Below are 20,642 nucleotides of genomic sequence, written 5' to 3'. Positions count from 1 at the left end.
GGCCGCCTCGGCGTCCGGCGGAAGGCCTCCCACCGCTTGGGGTGCGCGTCAGGCCGAGAGGGGCCGTTGCACCTTGATCGACTGGAGTAGGCCGATGGCCACCCAGACGGCGAACATCGACGAGCCTCCGTAGGAGACGAAGGGCAGGGGCAGGCCGGCGACGGGCATGATGCCGAGGTTCATCCCGATGTTCTCGAAGGCCTGGAAGGCGAACCAGGCGATGATCCCGGCGGCCACGATGGTGCCGTACAGCTCGGTGGTGGCGCGGGCGATCATGCAGGCGCGCCACAGGACGACGCCGAGGAGGCCGAGGATGAGGATGCCGCCGACGAAGCCGAGTTCCTCGCCGGCGACGGTGAAGACGAAGTCGGTCTGCTGTTCGGGGACGAACTGTCCGGTGGTCTGCGGGCCCTTGAAGAGGCCGGAGCCGGTCAGGCCGCCGCCGCCGATGGCGATGCGGGCCTGGTTGGTGTTGTAGCCGGCGCCGGAGGGGTCGAGCTCGGGGTTGGCGAAGGCGGCGAAGCGGTTGATCTGGTACTGGTCGAGGACGCCGAGCTGCCAGATGAGGAGGGCCCCGGCCGTGCCGGCGCCCATCAGGCCGAGGACCCAGCGGTTGGAGGCGCCGGAGGCGAGCAGCACGCCGAGCACGATGACGACCATGACCATGACGGATCCGAGGTCGGGCATCAGCATGACGATGCCCATGGGGGCGGCGGCCAGGCAGAGGGCCTTGACGACGGTGCGGTGCTCGGGATGTTCGAGGTCGCCGGCGTCGACCCGGGCCGCCAGCAGCATCGCCATCACCAGGATGATCGTGACCTTCACGAACTCCGAGGGCTGGAGCGAGAAGCCGCCGCCGATGACGATCCAGGCGTGGGCGCCGTTGATGGTGGCGCCGAGCGGGGTGAGGACGGCGGTGACGAGGACGAGCGAGAGCCCGTAGAGGACCGGGACGGCGCCCCGCAGGTTGCGGTGGCCGAGGAGGACCGTCCCGATCATCAGTACGAGGCCGATGCCGGTGTTGAGCAGGTGGCGCCAGAGGAAGTACTGCGGGTCGCCCTGGTTGAGGGTGTCCCGGTGGCGGGTGGCGGACCAGACGAGCAGGGCACCGGTCAGGGACAGGCCGAGCGCCGACAGCAGTATCGGCCAGTCGAGCCGGCGCAGGACCGAGTCGCGGGCCGTCAGCCGGGCGAGCGTGCCCTTCTGGGGCGCGTACCGGGACACGGAGAAGTTGTTCGCGGTCTGCATCATCACGTCTCAGTCATGCCGCAGGGGCGGCGGGCCGGCGAGCACGGGCGGCGTCAGCTCCTCCGGGGACGGGGGCACGTACGGCTTGATCTCGGGGGAGTCGATGGTGCCGTCGGGGTGGACGGTGGGCAGCTGTGCCTGCGGCTTGGGCAGGAGGGCCTTGCCGGTCTCCTTGCCGTCCATGGTGAGCCCGTACATCGCGTTGTAGATGTTGCGGACGGCGGGGCCGGAGGCGCCGGAGCCGGTGCCGCCCTGGGAGATCGTCATCACGATGGTGAAGTCGTCGGTGTAGGTCGCGAGCCACGAGGTGGTCTGCTTGCCGTAGACCTGGGCGGTGCCGGTCTTGGCGCGCAGCGGGATCTTGTCCAGGGGCCAGCCGATGAACCGCCAGGCGGCGGTGCCGCCGGGTTCGACGACCATGCGCAGGCCCTTGTCGAGGTCGCCGATGGTCTTGGCGTCAACGGGCAGTTTGCCGTGGGACTGGGGCTTGATCTCCTCGACCTTGCCCTGGGGGCTGACGACGGCCTTGCCGACGGTGGGGTTGTAGAGGGTGCCGCCGTTGCTGATGGCGGCGTAGGCGGTGGCCATCTGGATGGGGGTGACGAGGACGTCGCCCTGGCCGATGGCGAAGTTGATGCTGTCGTAGGCCTTGAGCTGGTTGCCTTCGAGGCAGCTCTCGTAGGCGATCTGCTCGACGTAGGTGCCGCCCTTCTTGCCCTGCTTGCACCAGGAGTCCTTGTTGGCCTCCCAGAAGCTCTGCTTCCAGTGGCGGTCGGGGATGCGGCCGCTGACCTCGTTGGGCAGGTCGATGTGGGTCTCGGAGCCGAGTCCGAACTCGCGGGCGGTCCGGTAGAACCAGTCGTGCGGGTTCTTGGGCTCGAGGCCGCCGTCGCGCTGCCACTCCTTGTGGCCGAGGGCGTAGAAGACGGTGTTGCAGGAGAACTTGAGGGCTTCGCCGAGGGTGATGGGGCCGTGGCCCTTGGACTCGAAGTTGGCGAAGCTGCGGCCGCCCATGTTGTAGGAGGCGCTGCAGTTGTACTTGTCGTCGAAGCCGTAGCCGGCGCGGACGGCGGCGCTGGCGGAGACCACCTTGAAGATGGAGCCGGCGGGGGCCTGGCCCTGGATGGCCCGGTTGAGGAGGGGGTAGTTGGAGTCCTTGCTGGTGAACTTGGCGTAGTCCTGGCCGGAGATCCCGCCGACCCAGACGTTGGGGTCGTAGTCGGGCTGGGAGGCCATGGCGACGACGCGGCCGGTCTTGGTCTCCATGACGACGACGGCCCCGGAGTCGGCTTCGTACTTGCGGCCGGTGATGTTGTCGGTCTCGTTGCGGACGACCTTCATCGCCTCGGCGAGCTCGTACTCGGCGACGGCCTGGACGCGGGCGTCGATGCTGGTGACGAGGGTGGATCCGGCGATGCCGGGGTCGGACTTGGTCTCGCCCATGACGCGGCCGAGGTTGTCGACCTCGTACGAGGTCACCTGGGCCTTGCCGCGCAGCTCCTTGTCGTACGTGCGCTCGATGCCGGAGCGGCCGACCTGGTCGGAGCGCAGGTGCGGCGAGTCGGTGTTCTTGGCCTTCTGGATCTCGTCGTCGGTGACGGGCGAGAGGTAGCCGAGGACCTGGGCGGCGCGGCCGCCGCCGACGGCCGGGTAGCGGCGTACGGCGGTGGGTTCGGCGGTGATGCCGGGGAAGTCCTCGGGGCGTTCGCGGATCTGGAGGGCCTGCTGGGTGGTGGCCTCGGTGGTGACGGGGATCGGCTGGTAGGGGGAGCCGTTCCAGCAGGGCTTGGGGGTCTGGGAGTCGCAGAGCCGGATTTTGTCCATGACGTCCTGCGGCTTCATGTCGAGGACTCCGGCGAGGCGGGTCAGTACGGCCTTGCCCCGGTCCTTTATCCGCATCAGCTCGGTGCGGGAGGCGGAGACGACGAGGCGGGTCTCGTTGTCGGCGAGGGGGACGCCGCGGGCGTCGAGGATGTCGCCGCGCACGGCGGGCTGCACCACGCGCTGGACGTGGTTGCTGCGGGCCTCGTCGGCGTATTCGTGGCCGTTGCGGATCTGGAGGTACCAGAGGCGGCCGCCGAGGGTGAAGAGCAGGGAGAAGACGAGGATCTGGATGATGACGAGCCGGATCTGCACCCGGGGGGTGCGGCCGGTCTCGGGAATGTTGGTCATGCCTGGTGCTCCCCCGTCACAGCTTCTTGACGTTCTTCACGCCTTTGACGCCCTTTATCCGCACCGCCCGGTTGGCGCGGCCGCGGGCGGTGCGCAGCCGCAGGCCGCCGCGCTGGCTGCCGATCCTGAGGCCGGTGCCGCCGGTGAGCCAGCCCGTGGAGACGTCGGCGCCCTGCGGCGGGCCGTTGTTGGCTTCGACGGCCATGGGGTCGTTCTCGGCGCGGCGGGCCAGGGCCATGATCCACGGCACGGTGAAGGGGGCGAGCAGGAGGTCGTAGAGGACGGCGGTGAACAGCAGCCCGCCGAGGCCGACGTGGCGTTCGGCGGTGTCGCCGACCAGGGCGCCGACCCCGACGTACAGCATGATCGATCCGGCGGCGGCGGCGAGGACGGTCAGCATGGGGCCCCAGGCGGAGCGGAACCGGCCGTTGTCGGGGCGGGCCAGGCCCACCAGGTAGCCGATGATGCACAGGACGAGGGCGTACCGGCCGGCGGCGTGGTCGGCGGGCGGGGCCAGGTCGGCGAGGAGGCCCGCCCCGAAGCCGAGGACGGCGCCGGAGGTGGGTCCGTACACCAGGGACAGGGCGACGACCGTGAGCAGCATCAGGTCGGGGACGGCGCCGGGGAGCTGGAGCCTTCCCAGGACGGTGACCTGGATGACGAGGGCGACCACGACGAGGGTGGCGGAGAGCAGGATCCGGTTGAAGCGCATGGCTCAGCGTTCCTCCTCGTCCGCGGGCCGGCCGGAGACGCTCGGGGTGGGCGTGACCGTGACGGTGACCGTGGGTGTGGGCTTGGGGGGTTCGGGCTTGGGGGGCAGGACGGTGTCGCGGGGGTCCTGGCGGGGCGGGACCACGACCACGCCGACGATGTCGAGGCGGGAGAAGCCGACGAAGGGGCGGACGTGGATGGTGCGGGTGAGGCCGCCGTTGGAGGGGTCGACCCGGACGACCTCGCCGAGCGGGACGCCGGGGACGAAGGGCTTGTTGGCGCGGGAGCCGAAGGTGACCAGGCGGTCGCCGGGGCTGACCTTGGCGCGGCCGTTGAGCATCTGGACGGCCAGGGGGCGGTCGCCCTGGCCGGTGGCGAAGCCGAGTTCGCCGCTGGCCTCCAGGCGGGTGCCGACGGTGAAGTCGGGGTCGCTGGCGAGGAGGACGGTGGAGGTGTCGGGGCCGACGGTGGTGACGCGGCCGACGAGTCCGTCGCCGTTGAGGACGGTCATGTCGCGTTCGATGCCGTCCTTGCTGCCGGCGTCGATGGTGACGGTCCAGGAGAAGCCCTGGGCCGCTCCTATGGCGATGACTTCGGCGCCCTTGATGCCGTACTGGCCGGCGCCGGCCCGCTTGAGCATCTCGTCGAGTTCGCGGATGCGGCTCTTGGCCCGTTCGTCGCTGCCCATCCTGGTCTTCAGGAGGGCGTTCTCCTGCTCCAGGCGGGTGACGCGGTTGTGGCGCTCGTCGGAGTCGCGTACGGCCCCTATGGCGTTGGCGACCGGGTCCACGGCGGTCGCGACGCCCTTCTCGACCGGACCGAAGACCGCTGCGGCGGCCTTGCGGGCACCGTCGACCGGTGACTCCTCGCCCGCTCTGATGTCCACCGTGATCAATGCGAACGCGATGGCGATCAGCAGCACCAGGAGCAGCCGGCTCTCTCGTGTGTCCCTCACGTGCGGCGGCCGTGCCTTCCTCGTAGAAAACCCGTGCGGCGGAGCCGCTCCGGCGGAGCCGGGGCTGCACCGGACTGTGCCTGTATATCAACGATCCGCCGCACGGGCGCGGTAGCACCCGTACGGCGGATCCTTGTGTTCCGCATGCCCCGTTGGAGGGGGTTTGGTCATCGCCGGGGCTGGGCGTCCAGGACCTGCTGGAGGGCTTCGAACTCCTCGACGCACTTGCCGGAGCCGAGGGCCACGGAGTCGAGGGGGTCCTCGGCGATGTGGATCGGCATGCCGGTCTCGCGGCGCAGCCGCTCGTCGAGCCCGCGCAGGAGCGCGCCGCCGCCGGTGAGGACGATGCCGCGGTCCATGATGTCGCCGGAGAGTTCCGGCGGGCACTTGTCGAGGGTGGTCTTGACGGCGTCGACGATGGAGTTGACGGGCTCCTCGATGGCCTTGCGCACCTCCGCGGCGGAGATGACGACGGTCTTCGGGAGACCGGAGACCAGGTCGCGGCCGCGGATCTCGGTGTGTTCGTCCTTGTCGAGGTCGTACGCCGACCCGATGGTGATCTTGATCTGCTCGGCGGTGCGTTCGCCGAGGAGGAGCGAGTACTCCTTCTTGATGTGCTGGATGATCGCGTTGTCCAGCTCGTCGCCGGCCACCCGGATGGACTGCGCCGTGACGATTCCGCCGAGGGAGATGACGGCGACCTCGGTGGTGCCGCCGCCGATGTCCACGACCATGTTGCCGGTGGCCTCGTGGACGGGCAGGCCCGAGCCGATGGCGGCGGCCATGGGCTCTTCGATGATGTGCACCTGGCGGGCGCCGGCCTGCGTGGACGCCTCGATGACGGCGCGCCGCTCCACCCCGGTGATACCGGAGGGCACGCACACGACGACGCGCGGGCGCGCCAGGTAGCGGCGCTTGTGGATCTTGAGGATGAAGTACCGGAGCATGCGCTCGGTGATCTCGAAGTCGGCGATCACGCCGTCCTTGAGGGGCCGTACGGCGACGATGTTGCCGGGCGTGCGCCCGATCATCTTCTTCGCCTCGGAGCCGACCGCCAGGATTCCACCGGTGTTCGTGTTGATGGCGACCACGGACGGCTCGTTGAGAACGATTCCCCGGCCCCTCACGTACACCAGCGTGTTGGCGGTCCCGAGGTCGATCGCCATGTCACGGCCGATGAACGACATGTTGTTCCCCTTGTTCCCCATGAGGAGCGTCTGGCCTTCCAGTTGATAGCGGCTGCTGTCAGGTCGGCGAGGTGGGTGTGTGGGTGGAGGCCCCATCGTAAGGCCGCGAGTACCGGTACCGCGCGACGGGACTCCGGCGATGCCGCCGGACGGGCAACCCGCCCCCATAGTGGTGACGTCGTGTTCTTGCCATGCGTTCCCGGATGCTTCCGGCAATACCGAAGGGCGACCGAAATTACTTCGGTCGCCCCAGGTCATGAGCGCTATTTGGCTGATGTCTCGTCAGGAAAGTGCGCTCGGGAACGCTCCGCTACGCTCAGAGGGCCGGGAAGAAGAGCTTCAGCTCGCGCTCCGCGGACTCCTCGGAATCCGAGGCGTGGATCAGGTTCTCGCGCACGATGGTGCCGAAGTCCCCCCGGATGGAGCCGGGCGCCGCGGCGATCGGGTCGGTGGGGCCGGCCAGCTGGCGCACACCCTCGATCGCGCGTTCCCCTTCCACGACCAGGACGACGACGGGGCCGCTCGCCATGAAGCCCATCAGGGGCTCGTAGAAGGGCTTGCCCTTGTGCTCACCGTAGTGGGCCTCCAGGGTCTCCGCGTCCAGCGTGCGCAGCTCCATCGCGGGGATGGTCCAGCCGGCCTTCCGCTCGATGCGGCCGATGATCTCGCCGACCAGGCCGCGACGGACGGCGTCGGGCTTGAGGATGACGAGCGTGCGCTGGGTCATGTGACAACTCCTTGCGGCAAACGGGTGCGGTGCGACGAATCTACAGGGCCGAAACGGTGAACCGTCACGCAGCGTCAGGAGCTGCGGCTTCCGCCTGACGGGCCGCCCAGCTGGCCTTGATCGCGTCGATCCTGCGGCCGTAGTGCACCGAGCACCACCACAGGCCCGCGAAGACCGCGCCCAGGAAGAACATCGTCGGGACCACGAAGCCGCTCGCGATCAGCCCGATCTGCAGTGCCCAGCCGATCTGCACCGCCCCGGGGCGCGACAGCATCCCGCACAGCAGCACCGACAGCAGCATCGTCACACCGCAGACCGTCCACACCTGGGCCTGGGTCAGGTCCGGGTTCTTCATGGCCACCAGGCCCGCGAAGCCGACGATGAAGAATTCACCGATCAGCGTGCTCGCGCAGAGCGTGCGCATCGATCCCTCAGCCCTTCTTGAACAGCAGGCGGGCCTCGCCCACCGTGATGACGGAACCGGTCACCAGGACGCCGGCCCCTCCGTATTCGGCCTCTTCCTCCGCAAGGGTGACGGCCGCCTCCAGGGCGTCGTCCAGGCGGGGCTCCACCTGCACCCGGTCCGGGCCGAAGACCTCGACCGCGATGGCCGCCAGCTCGTCCGCGCCCATGGCCCGGTGGCTGGTGTTCTCGGTGACCACGACCTCCGCGAAGATCGGCTCGAAGGCCTCGAAGACGCCCTTGACGTCCTTGCCCTCGCTCGCGGCCACGACCCCGATCAGCCGGCTGAAGCCGAAGGCCTCGGTGACCGCCTCCGCGGTGACCCGCGCGCCCGCCGGGTTGTGCGCGGCGTCCAGGATCACCGTCGGGCTGCGGCGCACGACCTCCATGCGGCCCGGCGAGGTCACCGAGGCGAAGGCCTGCCGCACCGTGTCCGCGTCCAGCTCCCGCGCGTGCTCCCCGCCGACGCCGAAGAAGGCCTCGACGGCGGCCAGCGCGACCGCCGCGTTGTGCGCCATGTGGGCGCCGTACAGCGGCAGGAAGATGTTCTCGTACTCGCCGCCCATCCCGCGCAGGGTCAGCATCTGGCCGCCGACCGCCACCTCGCGGGAGACGACACCGAACTCCATCCCCTCGCGGGCGACGGTCGCGTCGACCTCGACGGCCTTCTTCAGCAGCACCTGCGCCGCGTCCACCGGCTGCTGGGCCAGGATCACGGTGGCGTCCTGCTTGATGACGCCCCCCTTCTCCTGGGCGATCTCACCGGGCGTGGAGCCGAGCCGGTCCGTGTGGTCCAGGCTGATCGGGGTGATCACCGCGACCGTCCCGTCGATCACGTTGGTGGCGTCCCAGGTGCCGCCCATGCCGACCTCGACGACGGCGACGTCGACCGGCGCGTCCGCGAAGGCCGCGTACGCCATGCCGGTGAGCACCTCGAAGAAGGACAGCCGGTACTCCTCGGCCGCGTCGACCATCTCCACGTACGGCTTCACGTCGTGGTAGGTCTCGATGAACCGCTCGGCGCTGATCGGCGCGCCGTCCAGGCTGATCCGCTCGGTCACCGACTGCACGTGCGGGCTGGTGTAACGGCCGGTGCGCAGGTCGAAGGCGTTCAGCAGGGCCTCGATCATGCGGGCCGTGCTGGTCTTGCCGTTGGTGCCGGTGACGTGGATGGACGGGTACGCGTGCTGCGGCTCGCCCAGGACGTCCATCAGCGCGGCGATCCGGCTGACGGACGGCTCCAGCTTGGTCTCGCCCCAGCGGGTGGCGAGCTCCTGCTCCACCTCCAGCAGCGCCTTCGCCACCTCCGGGTCCTCGGGGCGGGCCGGCACGGGGTCGCCCGCGGGCGGCCCGGCCTGGGCGCGCAGGGTACGGCTGCCGGCCTCGATCACCGCCAGGTCGGGGTCGCGGTCGGACTCTTCCGCCACGATCTGGTCGAACTCGTCGAAGGGACGGTCGCGGTCACGGTCGTGGCTCTCGGGCTGCTGCTCACTCACGGGTCCAGTCTACGGACGGGGTCCCGCGGGACTTTCGACCCGGCCGTTTCAGGACCATCGGCCGCGAAAGCGACCTGATCGTTATGCAAGCCTTGCGGACAGGAGATAGGGGAACGAATGCCGCAGGCCAGCACCACCACGTCCGCTTCCAGCCGCGACATAGGGATAGACCTGGGGACCGCGAACACCCTCGTCTACGCCCGCGGGCACGGGATCGTCCTCAATGAGCCGTCCGTGGTGGCGGTCAAGGCCGGCACCACCACCGCCCTGGCCGTCGGGGCCGAGGCCAAGGAGACCATCGGCCGCACGCCGGGTTCGATCACCGCCATCCGCCCCCTCAAGGACGGGGTGATCTGCGACTACGAGGCCGCCGAGGAGATGATCCGGCACTTCGTGCGCAAGGCGGTGCCCGGCCGCCGCCCCCGCACCCGGATGGTGATCTGCGTCCCGTCCGGGGTGACCCCCGTCGAGCGGCGGGCCATCGTCCACGCCTCCACCCGGGCCGGGGCCAGGACCGTCCACCTCATCGAGGAGCCCATGGCCGCCGCGATCGGCGCGGGCCTGCCGGTGGCCGAGCCGCGCGGCTCCATGGTCGTGGACATCGGCGGCGGCACCTCCGAGGTCGCCGTGATCTCCCTCGGCGGGATCGTCACCTCGCGGTCCCTGCGGGTCGGCGGGGACCGGATGGACGCCGCGGTCATGGACTACGTGCGCAAGGAGCACGCGCTGCTCATCGGCGAGCGCACCGCCGAGGACGTGAAGGTCGCCATCGGCTCCGCCTGGCCCGTCCCGGACCGGCCCGAGCTGGAGACCCGGACCTTCACCGTGCGCGGCCGCGAGAAGGTCGGCGGCATGCCCAAGACCCTGGAGCTGACCGCGCCCGACGTCCGGGCCGCCCTCGACGAGCCCGTCGAGGCGATCATCGCCGCGGTCCGCGCCACGCTGGAGGACTGCCCGCCGGAGCTGTCCGGCGACGTCATGGAGCACGGCATCGTCCTCACCGGCGGCGGCGCCCTGCTGCCCGGCCTGGACCTGCGCATCGCCTCCGCCACCGGCATCCCGGTCTTCGTCGCGGACGCCCCGCTGGACTGCGTGGCCCTCGGCTCCGGCCGCTGCGTCGAGGACCTCGACACCCTCAGCGGCCTGCTCTCCCCCGCGAAGGCCTGACCACGCCCCTCGTCCGGGACGGGCCCGGTCAGCCGCGCGGCAGCACCGCCACGACCTCGTACGAGTCGGGCGTCCGCGTCGCCGTCAGCGTGCCGCCCAGGCTGCGGACCCGCTCGGCCATGCTCGCCGTGCCCGAGCCCGCCGAGACCGGGGCCCGGCCCGGGACGCCGGCCGGCAGGCCGTTGCTGACCGCGATCCGCACGTGCGGGCCGTCCGCCCGCACCGACACCTCGATGGTCTCGCCGCGCGCGTGCTTGGCCGCGTTGGTCAGGCACTCCTGCACCACCCGGTAGACCGCCGCCTGCCGCAGCGGCGACAGCCCGTGCGCCTGCGGGTCCATCGCCAGCCGGACCGGCGAGCCGGCCCGCCCGCTCTCCTCCGCCAGCGCCGCGAGCCCCTCCACGCCGGGCGTGGCGGCGCGCTCCCCGCGCTGCACGATGATCTCGTTCAGCACCAGGTGCGCCCGCCGGGCCGTGTCCGACAGCTCCTCGAAGTCCTTCGCGTACGGGGTCTCGCGCGCCCGCATCGACAGCACCTCCGAGCGCACCGTCAGCAGGGTCAGCTCCCGGCCGACGAAGTCGTGGACGTCCCGGGCGACGGAGGTCCGCTCCTCCTGCACCGCGTTGAGCACCGCCGACTCGGCCCGCCTGGCCTCCAGCTCGCGCACCAGGTCGTGCCGGTAGGCGGCGATCCCGACGGCCGAGGCGAGCACCCCGATGGGCACCACAAGGCCGAGGAAGGCGCTGAGCGTCGCGGCCTTCGGCTCGGGCCAGCCCGGCACGCAGAACACCGCCACCGCGAAGACCAGGTACCCGACGGTGGCCGACACCGCGGCGCGCCGCCCCCGGTAGCGGCCGACGGAGTACAGGGCGAACTGGATCAGGGTCAGCTCGTGCAGCCAGCCGATGAACACCAGGGCCGTGAGGTACGCCGCCCACGGCATCCGGCGGCGCAGCAGCAGCGTCGAGCAGCCGACGGTGAGCACGACGGCGGCCCCGGCGCCGTTGAGGGAGTTGTCGGCGGCGGCCAGGCCCGGCAGGTCGAGCGCCATCAGGGCCAGGCAGCTCAGCGCCGCGAGGACGTCCTGCGCCCGCGGGGAGGCGCCCGGGCCCTCGGCCGGCCGGCGGCCGGGGGCCACGAGCCGGAGGAACGCCGACGCGGCGGGCTTGACGTGCATCTCCCCATCATCCGTGGTCCGCGCCCGGGATCGGATCGGCGGGTGGGGCATATCAAGTGATATGCGGCACTCCGCTTCGGCGCCGGCCTCCTCCGAGCACGCGCGAGGGCCCCCGCACCGTCCGGGAACGGTGCGGGGGCCCTCGTACGACGGTCCGGCTACGCGGCTACGCGGCGGGCAGGCCGGCCAGCTGAGCCTGGATCCGGGCGATGTCCGCCTCGGCCTTGGCCAGACGGCCCTTGATCTTGTCCACGACGTTGTCGGGCGCCTTGGCGATGAACGCCTCGTTCGCCAGCTTCGCCTCGGCCTGCTGCTTCTCCTTCTCGGCGGCGCCCAGGTCCTTCGTCAGGCGCTTGCGCTCCGCCTCGACGTCGATGGTGCCCGACAGGTCGAGGGCCACCGTGGCACCGGCGACCGGGAGGGTCGCCGAGGCGCTGAAGGCGTCGCCCTCCGGCTGGAGGCGCAGCACCTGGCGGATGGCCGCCTCGTGCGCGGCGAGCACCGTACCGGACAGGTCGAGGCGGGCCGGGACCTTCTGCTTGTCGTCGAGGCCCTGCTCCTTGCGGAAGCGGCGGACCTCGCGGACCAGGTTCTGGACGCTCTCGATCTCGGCCTCGGCGGCCTCGTCGCGGAAGCCACTGTCCTTCGGCCAGTCGGCGATGACGAGGGACTCGCCGCCGGTCAGCGTGGTCCACAGGGTCTCGGTGACGAACGGGACCACCGGGTGCAGCAGACGCAGCATGACGTCGATGACCTCGCCGAGGACCCGGCTGGAGACCTTCGCCTGCTCGCCGCCCGCGAAGAAGGTCGTCTTCGACAGCTCGACGTACCAGTCGAAGACCTCGTCCCACGCGAAGTGGTAGAGCGCCTCGCTGAGCTTGGAGAACTGGAAGTCCTCGTAGTAGCCGTCGACCTGCGCGACCGTCTTGTTCAGGCGGGAGAGGATCCAGCGGTCGGTGGCCGACAGCTGCTCGGCCGGCGGCAGCTCGCCCTCGATCGTGGCGCCGTTCATCAGCGCGAAGCGCGTGGCGTTCCAGATCTTGTTGGCGAACTTGCTGGACGCCTGGACCCAGTCCTCGCCGATCGGCACGTCGGTGCCGGGGTTGGCGCCCTTGGCCAGGGTGAAGCGGACGGCGTCGGAGCCGTACTTGTCCATCCAGTCGAGCGGGTCGACGACGTTGCCGAAGGACTTCGACATCTTCTTGCCGCGCTCGTCGCGGACCAGACCGGTCAGCGCGATCGTCTTGAAGGGGACCTCGCCGTCCATGGCGTACAGGCCGAACATCATCATCCGGGCGACCCAGAAGAAGATGATGTCGTGGCCGGTGACCAGGACGTCGGTGGAGTAGAACTTCGCCAGGTCCGGGGTCTTCTCCGGCCAGCCCAGCGTGGAGAACGGCCACAGGCCGGAGGAGAACCAGGTGTCCAGGACGTCGGTGTCCTGGGTCCAGCCCTCGCCCGAGGGCGCCTCCTCGTCGGGGCCGACGCAGACGACCTCGCCGTCCGGGCCGTACCAGACCGGGATGCGGTGGCCCCACCACAGCTGGCGCGAGATGCACCAGTCGTTGAGGTTGTCGACCCAGTCGAAGTAGCGCTTCTCCATCTCGACGGGGTGGATCGCGACCCGGCCGTCGCGGACCGCGTCACCGGCGGCCTTGGCCAGCGTCTCGACCTTGACCCACCACTGGAGGGACAGGCGGGGCTCGACGGTGGTGCTGCAGCGCGAGCAGTGCCCGACGGAGTGCAGGTAGGGGCGCTTCTCGGCGACGATCCGGCCCTGCTCGCGCAGCGCGCCGACGACCGCGGAACGGGCCTCGAAGCGGTCCAGGCCGAGGAAGGGCCCGTGGACGGTGATGACGCCGTGCTCGTCCATGATCGTCATGTTGGGCAGGTTGTGGCGCTGCCCGATGGCGAAGTCGTTCGGGTCGTGCGCCGGCGTCACCTTGACGCAGCCGGTGCCGAACTCCGGGTCGACGTGCGCGTCCGCGACGACCGGGATCGAACGGTCGGTGAGCGGCAGCTTGACGAGCCGGCCGACGAGGTGCTTGTAGCGCTCGTCGTCGGGGTGGACGGCGATGGCCGTGTCACCGAGCATCGTCTCGGCGCGGGTGGTGGCGACGACGAGGCTGTCCTCGCCCTCGCCGTACCGGATGGAGACGAGCTCGCCGGCGTCCTCCTGGTACTCCACCTCGATGTCGGAGATGGCCGTCAGACAGCGGGGGCACCAGTTGATGATGCGCTCGGCGCGGTAGATCAGCTCGTCGTCGTAGAGCTTCTTGAAGATGGTCTGGACGGCCTTGGACAGGCCCTCGTCCATGGTGAAGCGCTCGCGCGACCAGTCGACGCCGTCGCCGAGGCGGCGCATCTGGCCGAGGATCTTGCCGCCGTACTCTTCCTTCCACTGCCAGACGCGCTCGACGAACTCCTCGCGGCCCAGGTCGTGGCGGGACTTGCCCTCCTCGGCGAGCTGCTGCTCGACCTTGTTCTGGGTGGCGATGCCGGCGTGGTCCATGCCGGGCAGCCACAGCGACTCGAAGCCCTGCATGCGCTTGCGGCGGGTCAGGGCGTCCATGAGGGTGTGCTGGAAGGCGTGGCCCAGGTGGAGCGAGCCGGTGACGTTCGGCGGCGGGATGACGATGGTGTACGCGGGCTTCTCACTCGCGGCGTCGGCCGTGAAGTAGCCACGCTCTACCCAGCGCTCGTAGAGCTTCCCCTCTACCTCGGCCGGCGCGTACTGGGTCGGCAGTTCGGAGTTGGGGGCACTGGGTGTCTGCGTGTTCTCGGTCACGGGCACAGTTTAGAGGCGTAACGGTCCGGTATTGAAACCGGTAATCCGGGGGCCCGGCGCCCCTGCCGCCCCGGCCTTCCGCCAGGATGTGTGAAACGGATAAGCACACCTCACAGGGGGACGCGGGATGAGTTACAACCAGCCGGGGCCATACGGCCAGCAGCCGCAGCAGCCGGGTCCCTACGGACAGCAGCCGAACCCGTACGGCCAGCAGCCCCAGCAGCCGGGCTACGGCTACCCCCAGCAGCCCCCCGCCCCGTCCTACCCCCAGCAGGCCCCGCCGCCGCCCCCGGCCTACCCCCAGCAGGGCGGCTACCAGACGCCTCCCCCGCCCCCGCCGGCCCCGCAGCCCGCGTACGGCTACCAGACCCCGCAGCAGCCGCAGCCCGCGTACGTCCCCCCGGCACCGGCCCCGCCGAAGAAGTCGAAGGCCGGCCCGGTCATCGCGGCGGTCGTGGCCGTCGCCGTCATCGCGGGCGGCGCCTGGTGGTTCCTGGGCTCCGGCGGCTCGGTCTCCGACGCGACGAAGGGCTACAAGCTGGTCGCACCTGAGTCGGTGGGCGAGTTCCAGAAGAACCCGAAGTACACCGAGAAGCCCATGACGGACAAGGACAAGCAGGAAGCGCAGGCCGCGGGCATCAAGAACCCCACCCAGGTGGGAATGAGCTACCTTTCCGGCGACCCGAAGAACCCGCTGACGCAGAAGGGGCTCACTTTCAGCGGCCTCTACGGCGAGATCGCCGACCCGGAGAAGGCGGTGGACGGATACTTCGCGCTCTTCAAGGCGAAGACGACCGAGAGCAACGACAAGTCGACGGCCGAACTCATCGGCAGCCCCAAGGAGATCACCCCGGACGGCTTCGAGGGCGCCATACTCAAGTGCCAGGACCTCAAGCTCACTTCGAAGGACCCGGCGACGGCCAAGGGGCCCAAGGAATTCACGCTCCCCGTCTGCATCTGGGGTGACTACAGCACCCTGAGCGTCGTGAGCGCCAGCGACGCCGTCTCCATCCTCGCCGGCAAGCCGGGCTACACCCTGGAGCAGGACGCGGAGCTCGCCGCGAAGCTCTACAAGACCGCCCGCGTCAAGAAGTAACCGCACGGCACGTACGCGGAAGGGGCGCTCCCGGTGGGGAGCGCCCCTTCTCGTATGTGCCGTGCGGTTACGCCGACTTCTCGTGCGGGCCCTGGTCCTTCGGGACGATGCGGGGGACCAGCGTCGGGTTGACGTTGGAGCGGACCACGTCGGCCGTGATGACCACGCGGGCCACGTCCTTGCGGGACGGGACCTCGTACATCACCGACATCAGGACCTCTTCCATGATGGCGCGCAGGCCGCGCGCGCCCGTCTGGCGGAGGATCGCCTGGTCCGCGATGGCTTCGAGGGCCTCGCGCTCGAAGTCCAGCTCGACGCCGTCGAGTTCGAACAGGCGCTGGTACTGCTTCACCAGGGCGTTGCGCGGCTCGACCAGGATCTGCAGGAGCGCCTCCCGGTCCAGGTTGTGGACCGAGGTGATGACGGGCAGGCGGCCGATGAACTCCGGGATCATCCCGAACTTCACCAGGTCCTCCGGCATGACCTCCTGGAACTGGTCGCTCGCCTCGATCTCCCGCTTCGAGCGGATCGTCGCCCCGAAGCCGATGCCCTTGGCGCCCGCACGCGACTCGATGATCTTCTCCAGGCCGGCGAAGGCGCCGCCCACGATGAAGAGCACGTTCGTCGTGTCGATCTGGATGAACTCCTGGTGCGGGTGCTTGCGGCCGCCCTGCGGGGGGACGGAGGCCGTCGTGCCCTCCAGGATCTTCAGGAGGGCCTGCTGGACGCCTTCGCCGGAAACGTCGCGCGTGATCGACGGGTTCTCGCTCTTGCGGGCGACCTTGTCGATCTCGTCGATGTAGATGATCCCGGTCTCGGCCTTCTTGACGTCGTAGTCGGCCGCCTGGATCAGCTTGAGCAGGATGTTCTCGACGTCCTCGCCGACGTACCCCGCCTCCGTCAGCGCCGTCGCGTCGGCGATGGCGAACGGGACGTTGAGCATGCGGGCCAGGGTCTGGGCCAGGAGGGTCTTGCCCGAGCCCGTGGGGCCCAGCAGGAGGATGTTGGACTTCGCGAGCTCGATCGCGTCGTCACGGCCCTGCGCGCCGCCGTTCTCGCCGGCCTGCACGCGCTTGTAGTGGTTGTAGACCGCTACCGAGAGCGCCTTCTTCGCCGGCTCCTGGCCGACGACGTAGCTCTCCAGGAACTCGTAGATCTCACGGGGCTTGGGGAGTTCCTCCCACCGGACCTCGGAGGTCTCCGCGAGTTCCTCTTCGATGATCTCGTTGCAGAGGTCGATGCACTCGTCGCAGATGTACACACCGGGTCCTGCGATGAGCTTCTTCACCTGCTTCTGGCTCTTTCCGCAGAACGAGCACTTGAGCAGGTCGCCGCCGTCACCGATGCGTGCCACGAGGTGCTTCCCCTTCGCCTGGGAGACGCTTTGGTTCAGCGCTCCTGGTGCCTCATATCCGACGGTACCTTGCCGGGGGCCCCGTTCGGGGCCCCCTTGACGCGGTTCACATCGCGGGATTCCGCGGTGCGGCCGCGCCGAGTGGCGGCAAGGATCAGACCGCGTTCATCTTCCGGGTCGAGACGATCTGGTCGATCAGCCCGTACGCCAGCGCGTCCTCGGCCGTGAGGATCTTGTCGCGCTCGATGTCGTCGCGGATCTTCTCGATCGGCGTCGACGAGTGCTTGGCCAGCATGGTCTCCAGCTGGTCGCGCATGCGCAGGATCTCGTTGGCCGCGATCTCCAGGTCGGAGAGCTGCTCGCGGCCGGTGCCGCCGGACGGCTGGTGGATCAGCACGCGGGCGTTCGGGAGGGCCATGCGCTTGCCGGGGGTGCCGGCGGCGAGCAGGACCGCGGCGGCGGAGGCCGCCTGGCCCATGCAGACCGTCTGGATGTCCGGCTTCACGAACTGCATCGTGTCGTAGATGGCCGTGAGGGCGGTGAAGGAGCCGCCCGGGCTGTTGATGTAGATCGAGATGTCGCGGTCCGGGTCCATCGACTCCAGGCACAGCAGCTGCGCCATGACGTCGTTGGCCGAGGCGTCGTCGATCTGCACGCCGAGGAAGATCACGCGCTCCTCGAAGAGCTTCGCGTACGGGTCGTACTCGCGCACGCCCTGCGAGGTGCGCTCGACGAAGCGCGGGATGACGTACCGGTTGTCGACCTGAGGGCCGGAGTAGAGGCCGCTCGCGGAGAAGTTGTTCTGCATCTGGGTGTTCACCGTCCTGGTGGCGTTCTGCGGGCTGTGGGTGCCTGGCACGGGCGGGCGGGGCGCAGGGTCCTCGTACGGGACCCCGTGCGCCGGGCCGGGGTCAGGCCCCGGTGCCGCCGCCGCCCGGGACCAGGGACGCGGCGGAGATGATCTCGTCGATGAGGCCGTAGTCCTTGGCCTCCTCCGCCGTGAACCAGCGGTCGCGGTCGCCGTCGCGGATGATCGCCTCCACGGTCTGGCCCGAGTGGTGCGCGGTGATCTCGGCCATGCGCTGCTTGGTGCGCAGCAGGTACTGGGCCTGGATCTTGATGTCCGAGGCGGTGCCGCCGATGCCGGCGGAGCCCTGGTGCATCAGGATGTCGGTGTTGGGGAGCGCGAAGCGCTTGCCCGGCGTACCGCCGGTGAGCAGGAACTGGCCCATGGAGGCGGCCATGCCCATGCCGATGGTGACGACGTCGTTCGGGATGTACTGCATGGTGTCGTAGACCGCCATGCCCGCCGTCACGGAGCCACCGGGGCTGTTGATGTACAGGTAGATGTCCTTCTCCGGCTCCGCGGCCAGGAGGAGGAGCTGCGCCGTGATCTTGTTCGCGATGTCGTCGTCAACCTGCTGGCCGAGGAAGATGATGCGTTCGCCGAGCAGCCGGTTGTAGACATGGTCGCCGAGGCCGCCACCGATGGACGGCTCACCCGCGGCGTAAGGCTTCAGATTCGTCACGTATCCACCTGCTCGTCTCCGACGGCCACATGCCGTCTCAGCGTCTCGTTCTGGGGCGCGGACCTACCGGGGGTCGATGCCCGCCGGCTTCGGGTACTCCCGTGCCCTCGTATTCATGGACCCTAACGCGCAGGTAGGACAACGCCATCCCGCTTCCCGAACTGTTCGCTCGGAGCGCAAGGTCCCGAGCGCCCCGCGAGGGCACGCGCAAGGGCCCGGACGCGGCTGCGTCCGGGCCCTTCGGGGCACTGCTCAGGGGGCTCCGCAAAGGCGCCTCCCGGAGGTGTTACTTGGCCTCGGCGTCACCCTCGGCGTCACCCTCGACGGCCTCGGCGGCCGTCTCGGTCTCGTCCTCGTCGTCGGAGAGGTCGACGACCTCACCGTTGGTGTCGACGACCTTGGCGGCCTCGACGACGACCGCGAGGGCCTTGCCGCGGGCGACCTCGCCGACCAGCATCGGGACCTGGCCACCCTCGACGACGGCCTGGGCGAACTGGTCGGGGGACATGCCGGAGGACTGCGCGCGGCGCATGAGGTGCTCGGTGAGCTCCTCCTGGTTGACGCCCAGCTTCTCCTTGTTGACCAGCGCGTCGAGGACGAACTGGGTCTTGATGCCCTTGACGGCCTGCTCGGAGGTCTCGGCGTCGAACTCCTCGACCGTCTTGCCCTGGATCTCGAGGAACTTCTCGAGGTTCAGGCCCATCTGGCCGAGCTGGTGGTGCTCCAGGTTGTGCTTGCGGGTCTGGACCTCGTCCGCGAGGAGCTTCTCGGGGATCGGGACCTCGACGAGCTCCAGCAGCTTCTCCAGGACGCGCTCCTGGGCCTGCGTGGCCTGGTCGTACTGCTTCATGTTCTCGAGGCGCTTGCGGCTGTCGGCCTTCAGCTCGTCGAGCGTGTCGAACTCGCTCGCCATCTGGGCGAACTCGTCGTCCAGCTCCGGCAGCTCGCGGGCGGAGACCTTGGTGACCTTGACGGTGACCTCGGCGTCCTGGCCCTCGGCGGAGCCGCCCTTCAGCTGCGAGGTGAAGGTGGCCTCGCCGCCGGCCTCGAGGCCCGTGACGGCCTCGTCGATGCCGTCGAGGAGCTCGCCGGAACCGATGGTGTAGGAGACGTCGGTGGCGACGCCGTCCGCGAGGACCTCGCCGTCGACCTTGGCCTCCAGGTCGATGGTGACAACGTCACCCTCGGCGGCGGCGCGCTCGACGTCCTTGGTGGACGCGAAGCGGCCGCGCAGCTGCTCGACCGACTTCTCGACGTCCTCGTCCGAGACCTCGACCGCGTCGACCTCGACCTCGATGCCGGAGTAGTCCGGGATCTCGATCTCGGGGCGGACGTCCACCTCGGCGGTGAAGGTCAGCAGCTCGCCGTCCTTCAGCTCGGTGATGTCGACCTCGGGCTGGCCCAGCGGGTTCAGGTCCGCCTCGTTGACGGCCTCGGTGTAGAACTTCGGGAGGGCGTCGTTGACGGCCTCCTCCAGCACCGCACCGCGGCCGAAGCGCTGGTCGATGACGCGCGCAGGGATCTTGCCCTTGCGGAAGCCCTTCACCGTGACCTGCTGGTTGATCTTCTTGTACGCCGCGTCGAGGCTGTCCTTGAGCTCCTCGAAGGGCACCTCGACAGTGAGCCGAACCCGAGTCGGGTTCAGGGTCTCCACGGCGCTCTTCACGGTTCGGTCTCCTTGTGGCTGACTGCTGGGGGTTCTGCCGGAACGCTGCGATTCAGCGGCCTCGACGGATTCGGCCCGGTACATCAGACACACGGGCACGCAGCTTGCATAGTAACCGCAAGCGGCAATCAGCCCACAACGCGATCTTGGCGGACGATCGATGGCGCGGGCGGTACTGAGTGGTCGGGGTGGCCGGATTCGAACCGACGACCTTCCGCTCCCAAAGCGGACGCGCTACCAAGCTGCGCCACACCCCGTCGGTGCGACACGTAGGGTACATGCCCGGAGACCCTCCGACGCCCCCGGTTTCCCCGGCGGGCGCACGCGCGTACGGGGGCGGGCCCGGACACGGCGGGAAAAGCGGTGTGCACTCCCCCCGCGCGACCCGCTAGGATGCTGTCGTGCCGCGGTCCACGGACCTGCGGCGCGCGTGTTGCGGGTGTAGCTCAATGGTAGAGCCCTAGTCTTCCAAACTAGCTACGCGGGTTCGATTCCCGTCACCCGCTCTTCATGGCTCGGGGCCAGGCCGGAGATCTTCTCCAGGACCTGGCCCCTCGTCGTTTCCGCGGTCTTCCCGCCGTCGTTCCCGCGGCGTCCGCTCAGAGCTTGATGCCCGCGATGGTGTCCGCGAGGGAGTTCAGGAAGCGGTTGACGTCCGGGGCGATGGAGCTGGACGCGAGGAAGAACCCGAAGAGGACCGCGATGATCGCGGGGCCCGCCTTGATGTGGTTGCCGCGGATCAGGATCACCAGGATGACCGCCAACAGAACCACCACTGACAGCGAAATGGCCACTACTGATCACACCTTCGGTCGTCCCCTGGCCGGCCCGGCGCGCGCGGCGTTGCGCGCCCCACATGCACCATCCTCCCACCAACCGGGCCCGGCTATCCGCACCGTGACGAATC

At 69.7% G+C, this 20,642-nt stretch carries 17 protein-coding genes and 2 tRNA genes; 3 read left to right on the top strand and 16 right to left on the bottom strand.

Annotated features, from left to right (window positions below; all coding sequences use genetic code 11):
* Nucleotides 1-48: 48 nt before the first annotated feature.
* From rodA to folC, 8 genes are all read right to left on the bottom strand, one after another.
* On the bottom strand, nucleotides 49-1,248 hold the full coding sequence (gene rodA / locus ABD973_RS21485; protein WP_125596870.1) for a rod shape-determining protein RodA: 1,200 nt from the start codon (nucleotides 1,246-1,248) through the stop codon (nucleotides 49-51).
* A gap of 9 nt (nucleotides 1,249-1,257) precedes the next feature.
* Nucleotides 1,258-3,420 (bottom strand): penicillin-binding protein 2, encoded by a 2,163-nt coding sequence (gene mrdA / locus ABD973_RS21480; RefSeq protein WP_125821112.1) that lies wholly within the window; start codon nucleotides 3,418-3,420, stop codon nucleotides 1,258-1,260.
* 16 nt (nucleotides 3,421-3,436) lie between these two features.
* Complete coding sequence (gene mreD / locus ABD973_RS21475; RefSeq protein WP_125596849.1) at nucleotides 3,437-4,132, bottom strand: rod shape-determining protein MreD; 696 nt, start codon at nucleotides 4,130-4,132, stop codon at nucleotides 3,437-3,439.
* A gap of 3 nt (nucleotides 4,133-4,135) precedes the next feature.
* Nucleotides 4,136-5,086, bottom strand: coding sequence for a rod shape-determining protein MreC (gene mreC / locus ABD973_RS21470; protein WP_125821113.1), 951 nt, complete (start codon nucleotides 5,084-5,086; stop codon nucleotides 4,136-4,138).
* Nucleotides 5,087-5,253: 167 nt separating this feature from the next.
* Complete coding sequence (locus ABD973_RS21465) at nucleotides 5,254-6,273, bottom strand: rod shape-determining protein (protein WP_030008578.1); 1,020 nt, start codon at nucleotides 6,271-6,273, stop codon at nucleotides 5,254-5,256.
* Between the two features lie 316 nt (nucleotides 6,274-6,589).
* Nucleotides 6,590-7,000, bottom strand: a complete 411-nt coding sequence (ndk, locus tag ABD973_RS21460; RefSeq protein ID WP_125821114.1) for a nucleoside-diphosphate kinase — start codon at nucleotides 6,998-7,000, stop codon at nucleotides 6,590-6,592.
* Nucleotides 7,001-7,064: 64 nt separating this feature from the next.
* Complete coding sequence (locus ABD973_RS21455) at nucleotides 7,065-7,424, bottom strand: DUF4233 domain-containing protein (protein WP_125596843.1); 360 nt, start codon at nucleotides 7,422-7,424, stop codon at nucleotides 7,065-7,067.
* A gap of 7 nt (nucleotides 7,425-7,431) precedes the next feature.
* A complete protein-coding gene (gene folC, locus ABD973_RS21450; RefSeq protein WP_125596840.1) occupies nucleotides 7,432-8,958 on the bottom strand; it encodes a bifunctional tetrahydrofolate synthase/dihydrofolate synthase in 1,527 nt (508 codons plus the stop codon).
* Between the two features lie 117 nt (nucleotides 8,959-9,075).
* Here folC and ABD973_RS21445 point away from each other — a divergent pair, with 117 nt between their 5' ends.
* Nucleotides 9,076-10,125: a rod shape-determining protein gene (locus ABD973_RS21445; RefSeq protein ID WP_125596837.1), complete on the top strand. Its 1,050-nt coding sequence runs from the start codon at nucleotides 9,076-9,078 to the stop codon at nucleotides 10,123-10,125.
* Nucleotides 10,126-10,153: 28 nt separating this feature from the next.
* Here ABD973_RS21445 and ABD973_RS21440 read toward each other — a convergent pair whose 3' ends face one another.
* Nucleotides 10,154-11,302: a sensor histidine kinase gene (locus ABD973_RS21440; protein WP_125821116.1), complete on the bottom strand. Its 1,149-nt coding sequence runs from the start codon at nucleotides 11,300-11,302 to the stop codon at nucleotides 10,154-10,156.
* A 166-nt stretch (nucleotides 11,303-11,468) separates the two neighbouring features.
* The gene (locus tag ABD973_RS21435) at nucleotides 11,469-14,090 is read right to left on the bottom strand and encodes a valine--tRNA ligase (RefSeq protein ID WP_125596831.1); all 2,622 of its coding nucleotides are present in this window, start codon (nucleotides 14,088-14,090) and stop codon (nucleotides 11,469-11,471) included.
* A 127-nt stretch (nucleotides 14,091-14,217) separates the two neighbouring features.
* Between ABD973_RS21435 and ABD973_RS21430 the strand changes: the two genes are divergently transcribed.
* Entirely contained in the window at nucleotides 14,218-15,186 is a 969-nt protein-coding gene (locus ABD973_RS21430; protein WP_125821118.1) for a hypothetical protein, read from the top strand.
* A gap of 67 nt (nucleotides 15,187-15,253) precedes the next feature.
* Here ABD973_RS21430 and clpX read toward each other — a convergent pair whose 3' ends face one another.
* From clpX to ABD973_RS21405, 5 genes are all read right to left on the bottom strand, one after another.
* Complete coding sequence (clpX, locus tag ABD973_RS21425; protein WP_007264060.1) at nucleotides 15,254-16,540, bottom strand: ATP-dependent Clp protease ATP-binding subunit ClpX; 1,287 nt, start codon at nucleotides 16,538-16,540, stop codon at nucleotides 15,254-15,256.
* A gap of 154 nt (nucleotides 16,541-16,694) precedes the next feature.
* Nucleotides 16,695-17,348 (bottom strand): ATP-dependent Clp protease proteolytic subunit, encoded by a 654-nt coding sequence (locus tag ABD973_RS21420; protein WP_042803356.1) that lies wholly within the window; start codon nucleotides 17,346-17,348, stop codon nucleotides 16,695-16,697.
* Between the two features lie 103 nt (nucleotides 17,349-17,451).
* Nucleotides 17,452-18,069 carry an ATP-dependent Clp protease proteolytic subunit gene (locus ABD973_RS21415; protein WP_007264062.1) on the bottom strand — a complete coding sequence of 206 codons (618 nt, stop codon included), beginning with the start codon at nucleotides 18,067-18,069 and terminating at the stop codon, nucleotides 17,452-17,454.
* Between the two features lie 286 nt (nucleotides 18,070-18,355).
* Nucleotides 18,356-19,735, bottom strand: coding sequence for a trigger factor (tig, locus tag ABD973_RS21410; protein WP_125603372.1), 1,380 nt, complete (start codon nucleotides 19,733-19,735; stop codon nucleotides 18,356-18,358).
* A 180-nt stretch (nucleotides 19,736-19,915) separates the two neighbouring features.
* Nucleotides 19,916-19,992: transfer RNA gene (locus ABD973_RS21405), tRNA-Pro, on the bottom strand.
* 178 nt (nucleotides 19,993-20,170) lie between these two features.
* Between ABD973_RS21405 and ABD973_RS21400 the strand changes: the two genes are divergently transcribed.
* Nucleotides 20,171-20,241 (top strand) — tRNA-Gly (locus ABD973_RS21400).
* Nucleotides 20,242-20,334: 93 nt separating this feature from the next.
* Here the strand turns inward: ABD973_RS21400 and ABD973_RS21395 are convergent.
* Nucleotides 20,335-20,529 carry a hypothetical protein gene (locus ABD973_RS21395; RefSeq protein WP_007264064.1) on the bottom strand — a complete coding sequence of 65 codons (195 nt, stop codon included), beginning with the start codon at nucleotides 20,527-20,529 and terminating at the stop codon, nucleotides 20,335-20,337.
* Nucleotides 20,530-20,642 lie beyond the last annotated feature (113 nt).

Source organism: Streptomyces racemochromogenes (assembly GCF_039535215.1).
GTDB classification, from domain to species: Bacteria; Actinomycetota; Actinomycetes; order Streptomycetales; family Streptomycetaceae; genus Streptomyces; species Streptomyces racemochromogenes.
Note: the sequence above shows the minus strand (reverse complement) of the source record. Positions and strands in the feature narration are given on the sequence as shown.

Excerpts from the sequence above, each read along its gene's own strand:
- ABD973_RS21445 (WP_125596837.1), top strand. The coding sequence starts at position 9,076 with ATGCCGCAGGCCAGCACCACCACGTCCGCTTCCAGCCGCGACATAGGG.
- ndk (WP_125821114.1), bottom strand. The coding sequence starts at position 7,000 with ATGACCCAGCGCACGCTCGTCATCCTCAAGCCCGACGCCGTCCGTCGC.
- ABD973_RS21420 (WP_042803356.1), bottom strand. The coding sequence starts at position 17,348 with ATGCAGAACAACTTCTCCGCGAGCGGCCTCTACTCCGGCCCTCAGGTC.
- mrdA (WP_125821112.1), bottom strand. The coding sequence starts at position 3,420 with ATGACCAACATTCCCGAGACCGGCCGCACCCCCCGGGTGCAGATCCGG.
- mreD (WP_125596849.1), bottom strand. The coding sequence starts at position 4,132 with ATGCGCTTCAACCGGATCCTGCTCTCCGCCACCCTCGTCGTGGTCGCC.
- ABD973_RS21465 (WP_030008578.1), bottom strand. The coding sequence starts at position 6,273 with ATGTCGTTCATCGGCCGTGACATGGCGATCGACCTCGGGACCGCCAAC.
- ABD973_RS21455 (WP_125596843.1), bottom strand. The coding sequence starts at position 7,424 with ATGCGCACGCTCTGCGCGAGCACGCTGATCGGTGAATTCTTCATCGTC.
- ABD973_RS21440 (WP_125821116.1), bottom strand. The coding sequence starts at position 11,302 with ATGCACGTCAAGCCCGCCGCGTCGGCGTTCCTCCGGCTCGTGGCCCCC.
- rodA (WP_125596870.1), bottom strand. The coding sequence starts at position 1,248 with ATGCAGACCGCGAACAACTTCTCCGTGTCCCGGTACGCGCCCCAGAAG.
- ABD973_RS21430 (WP_125821118.1), top strand. The coding sequence starts at position 14,218 with ATGAGTTACAACCAGCCGGGGCCATACGGCCAGCAGCCGCAGCAGCCG.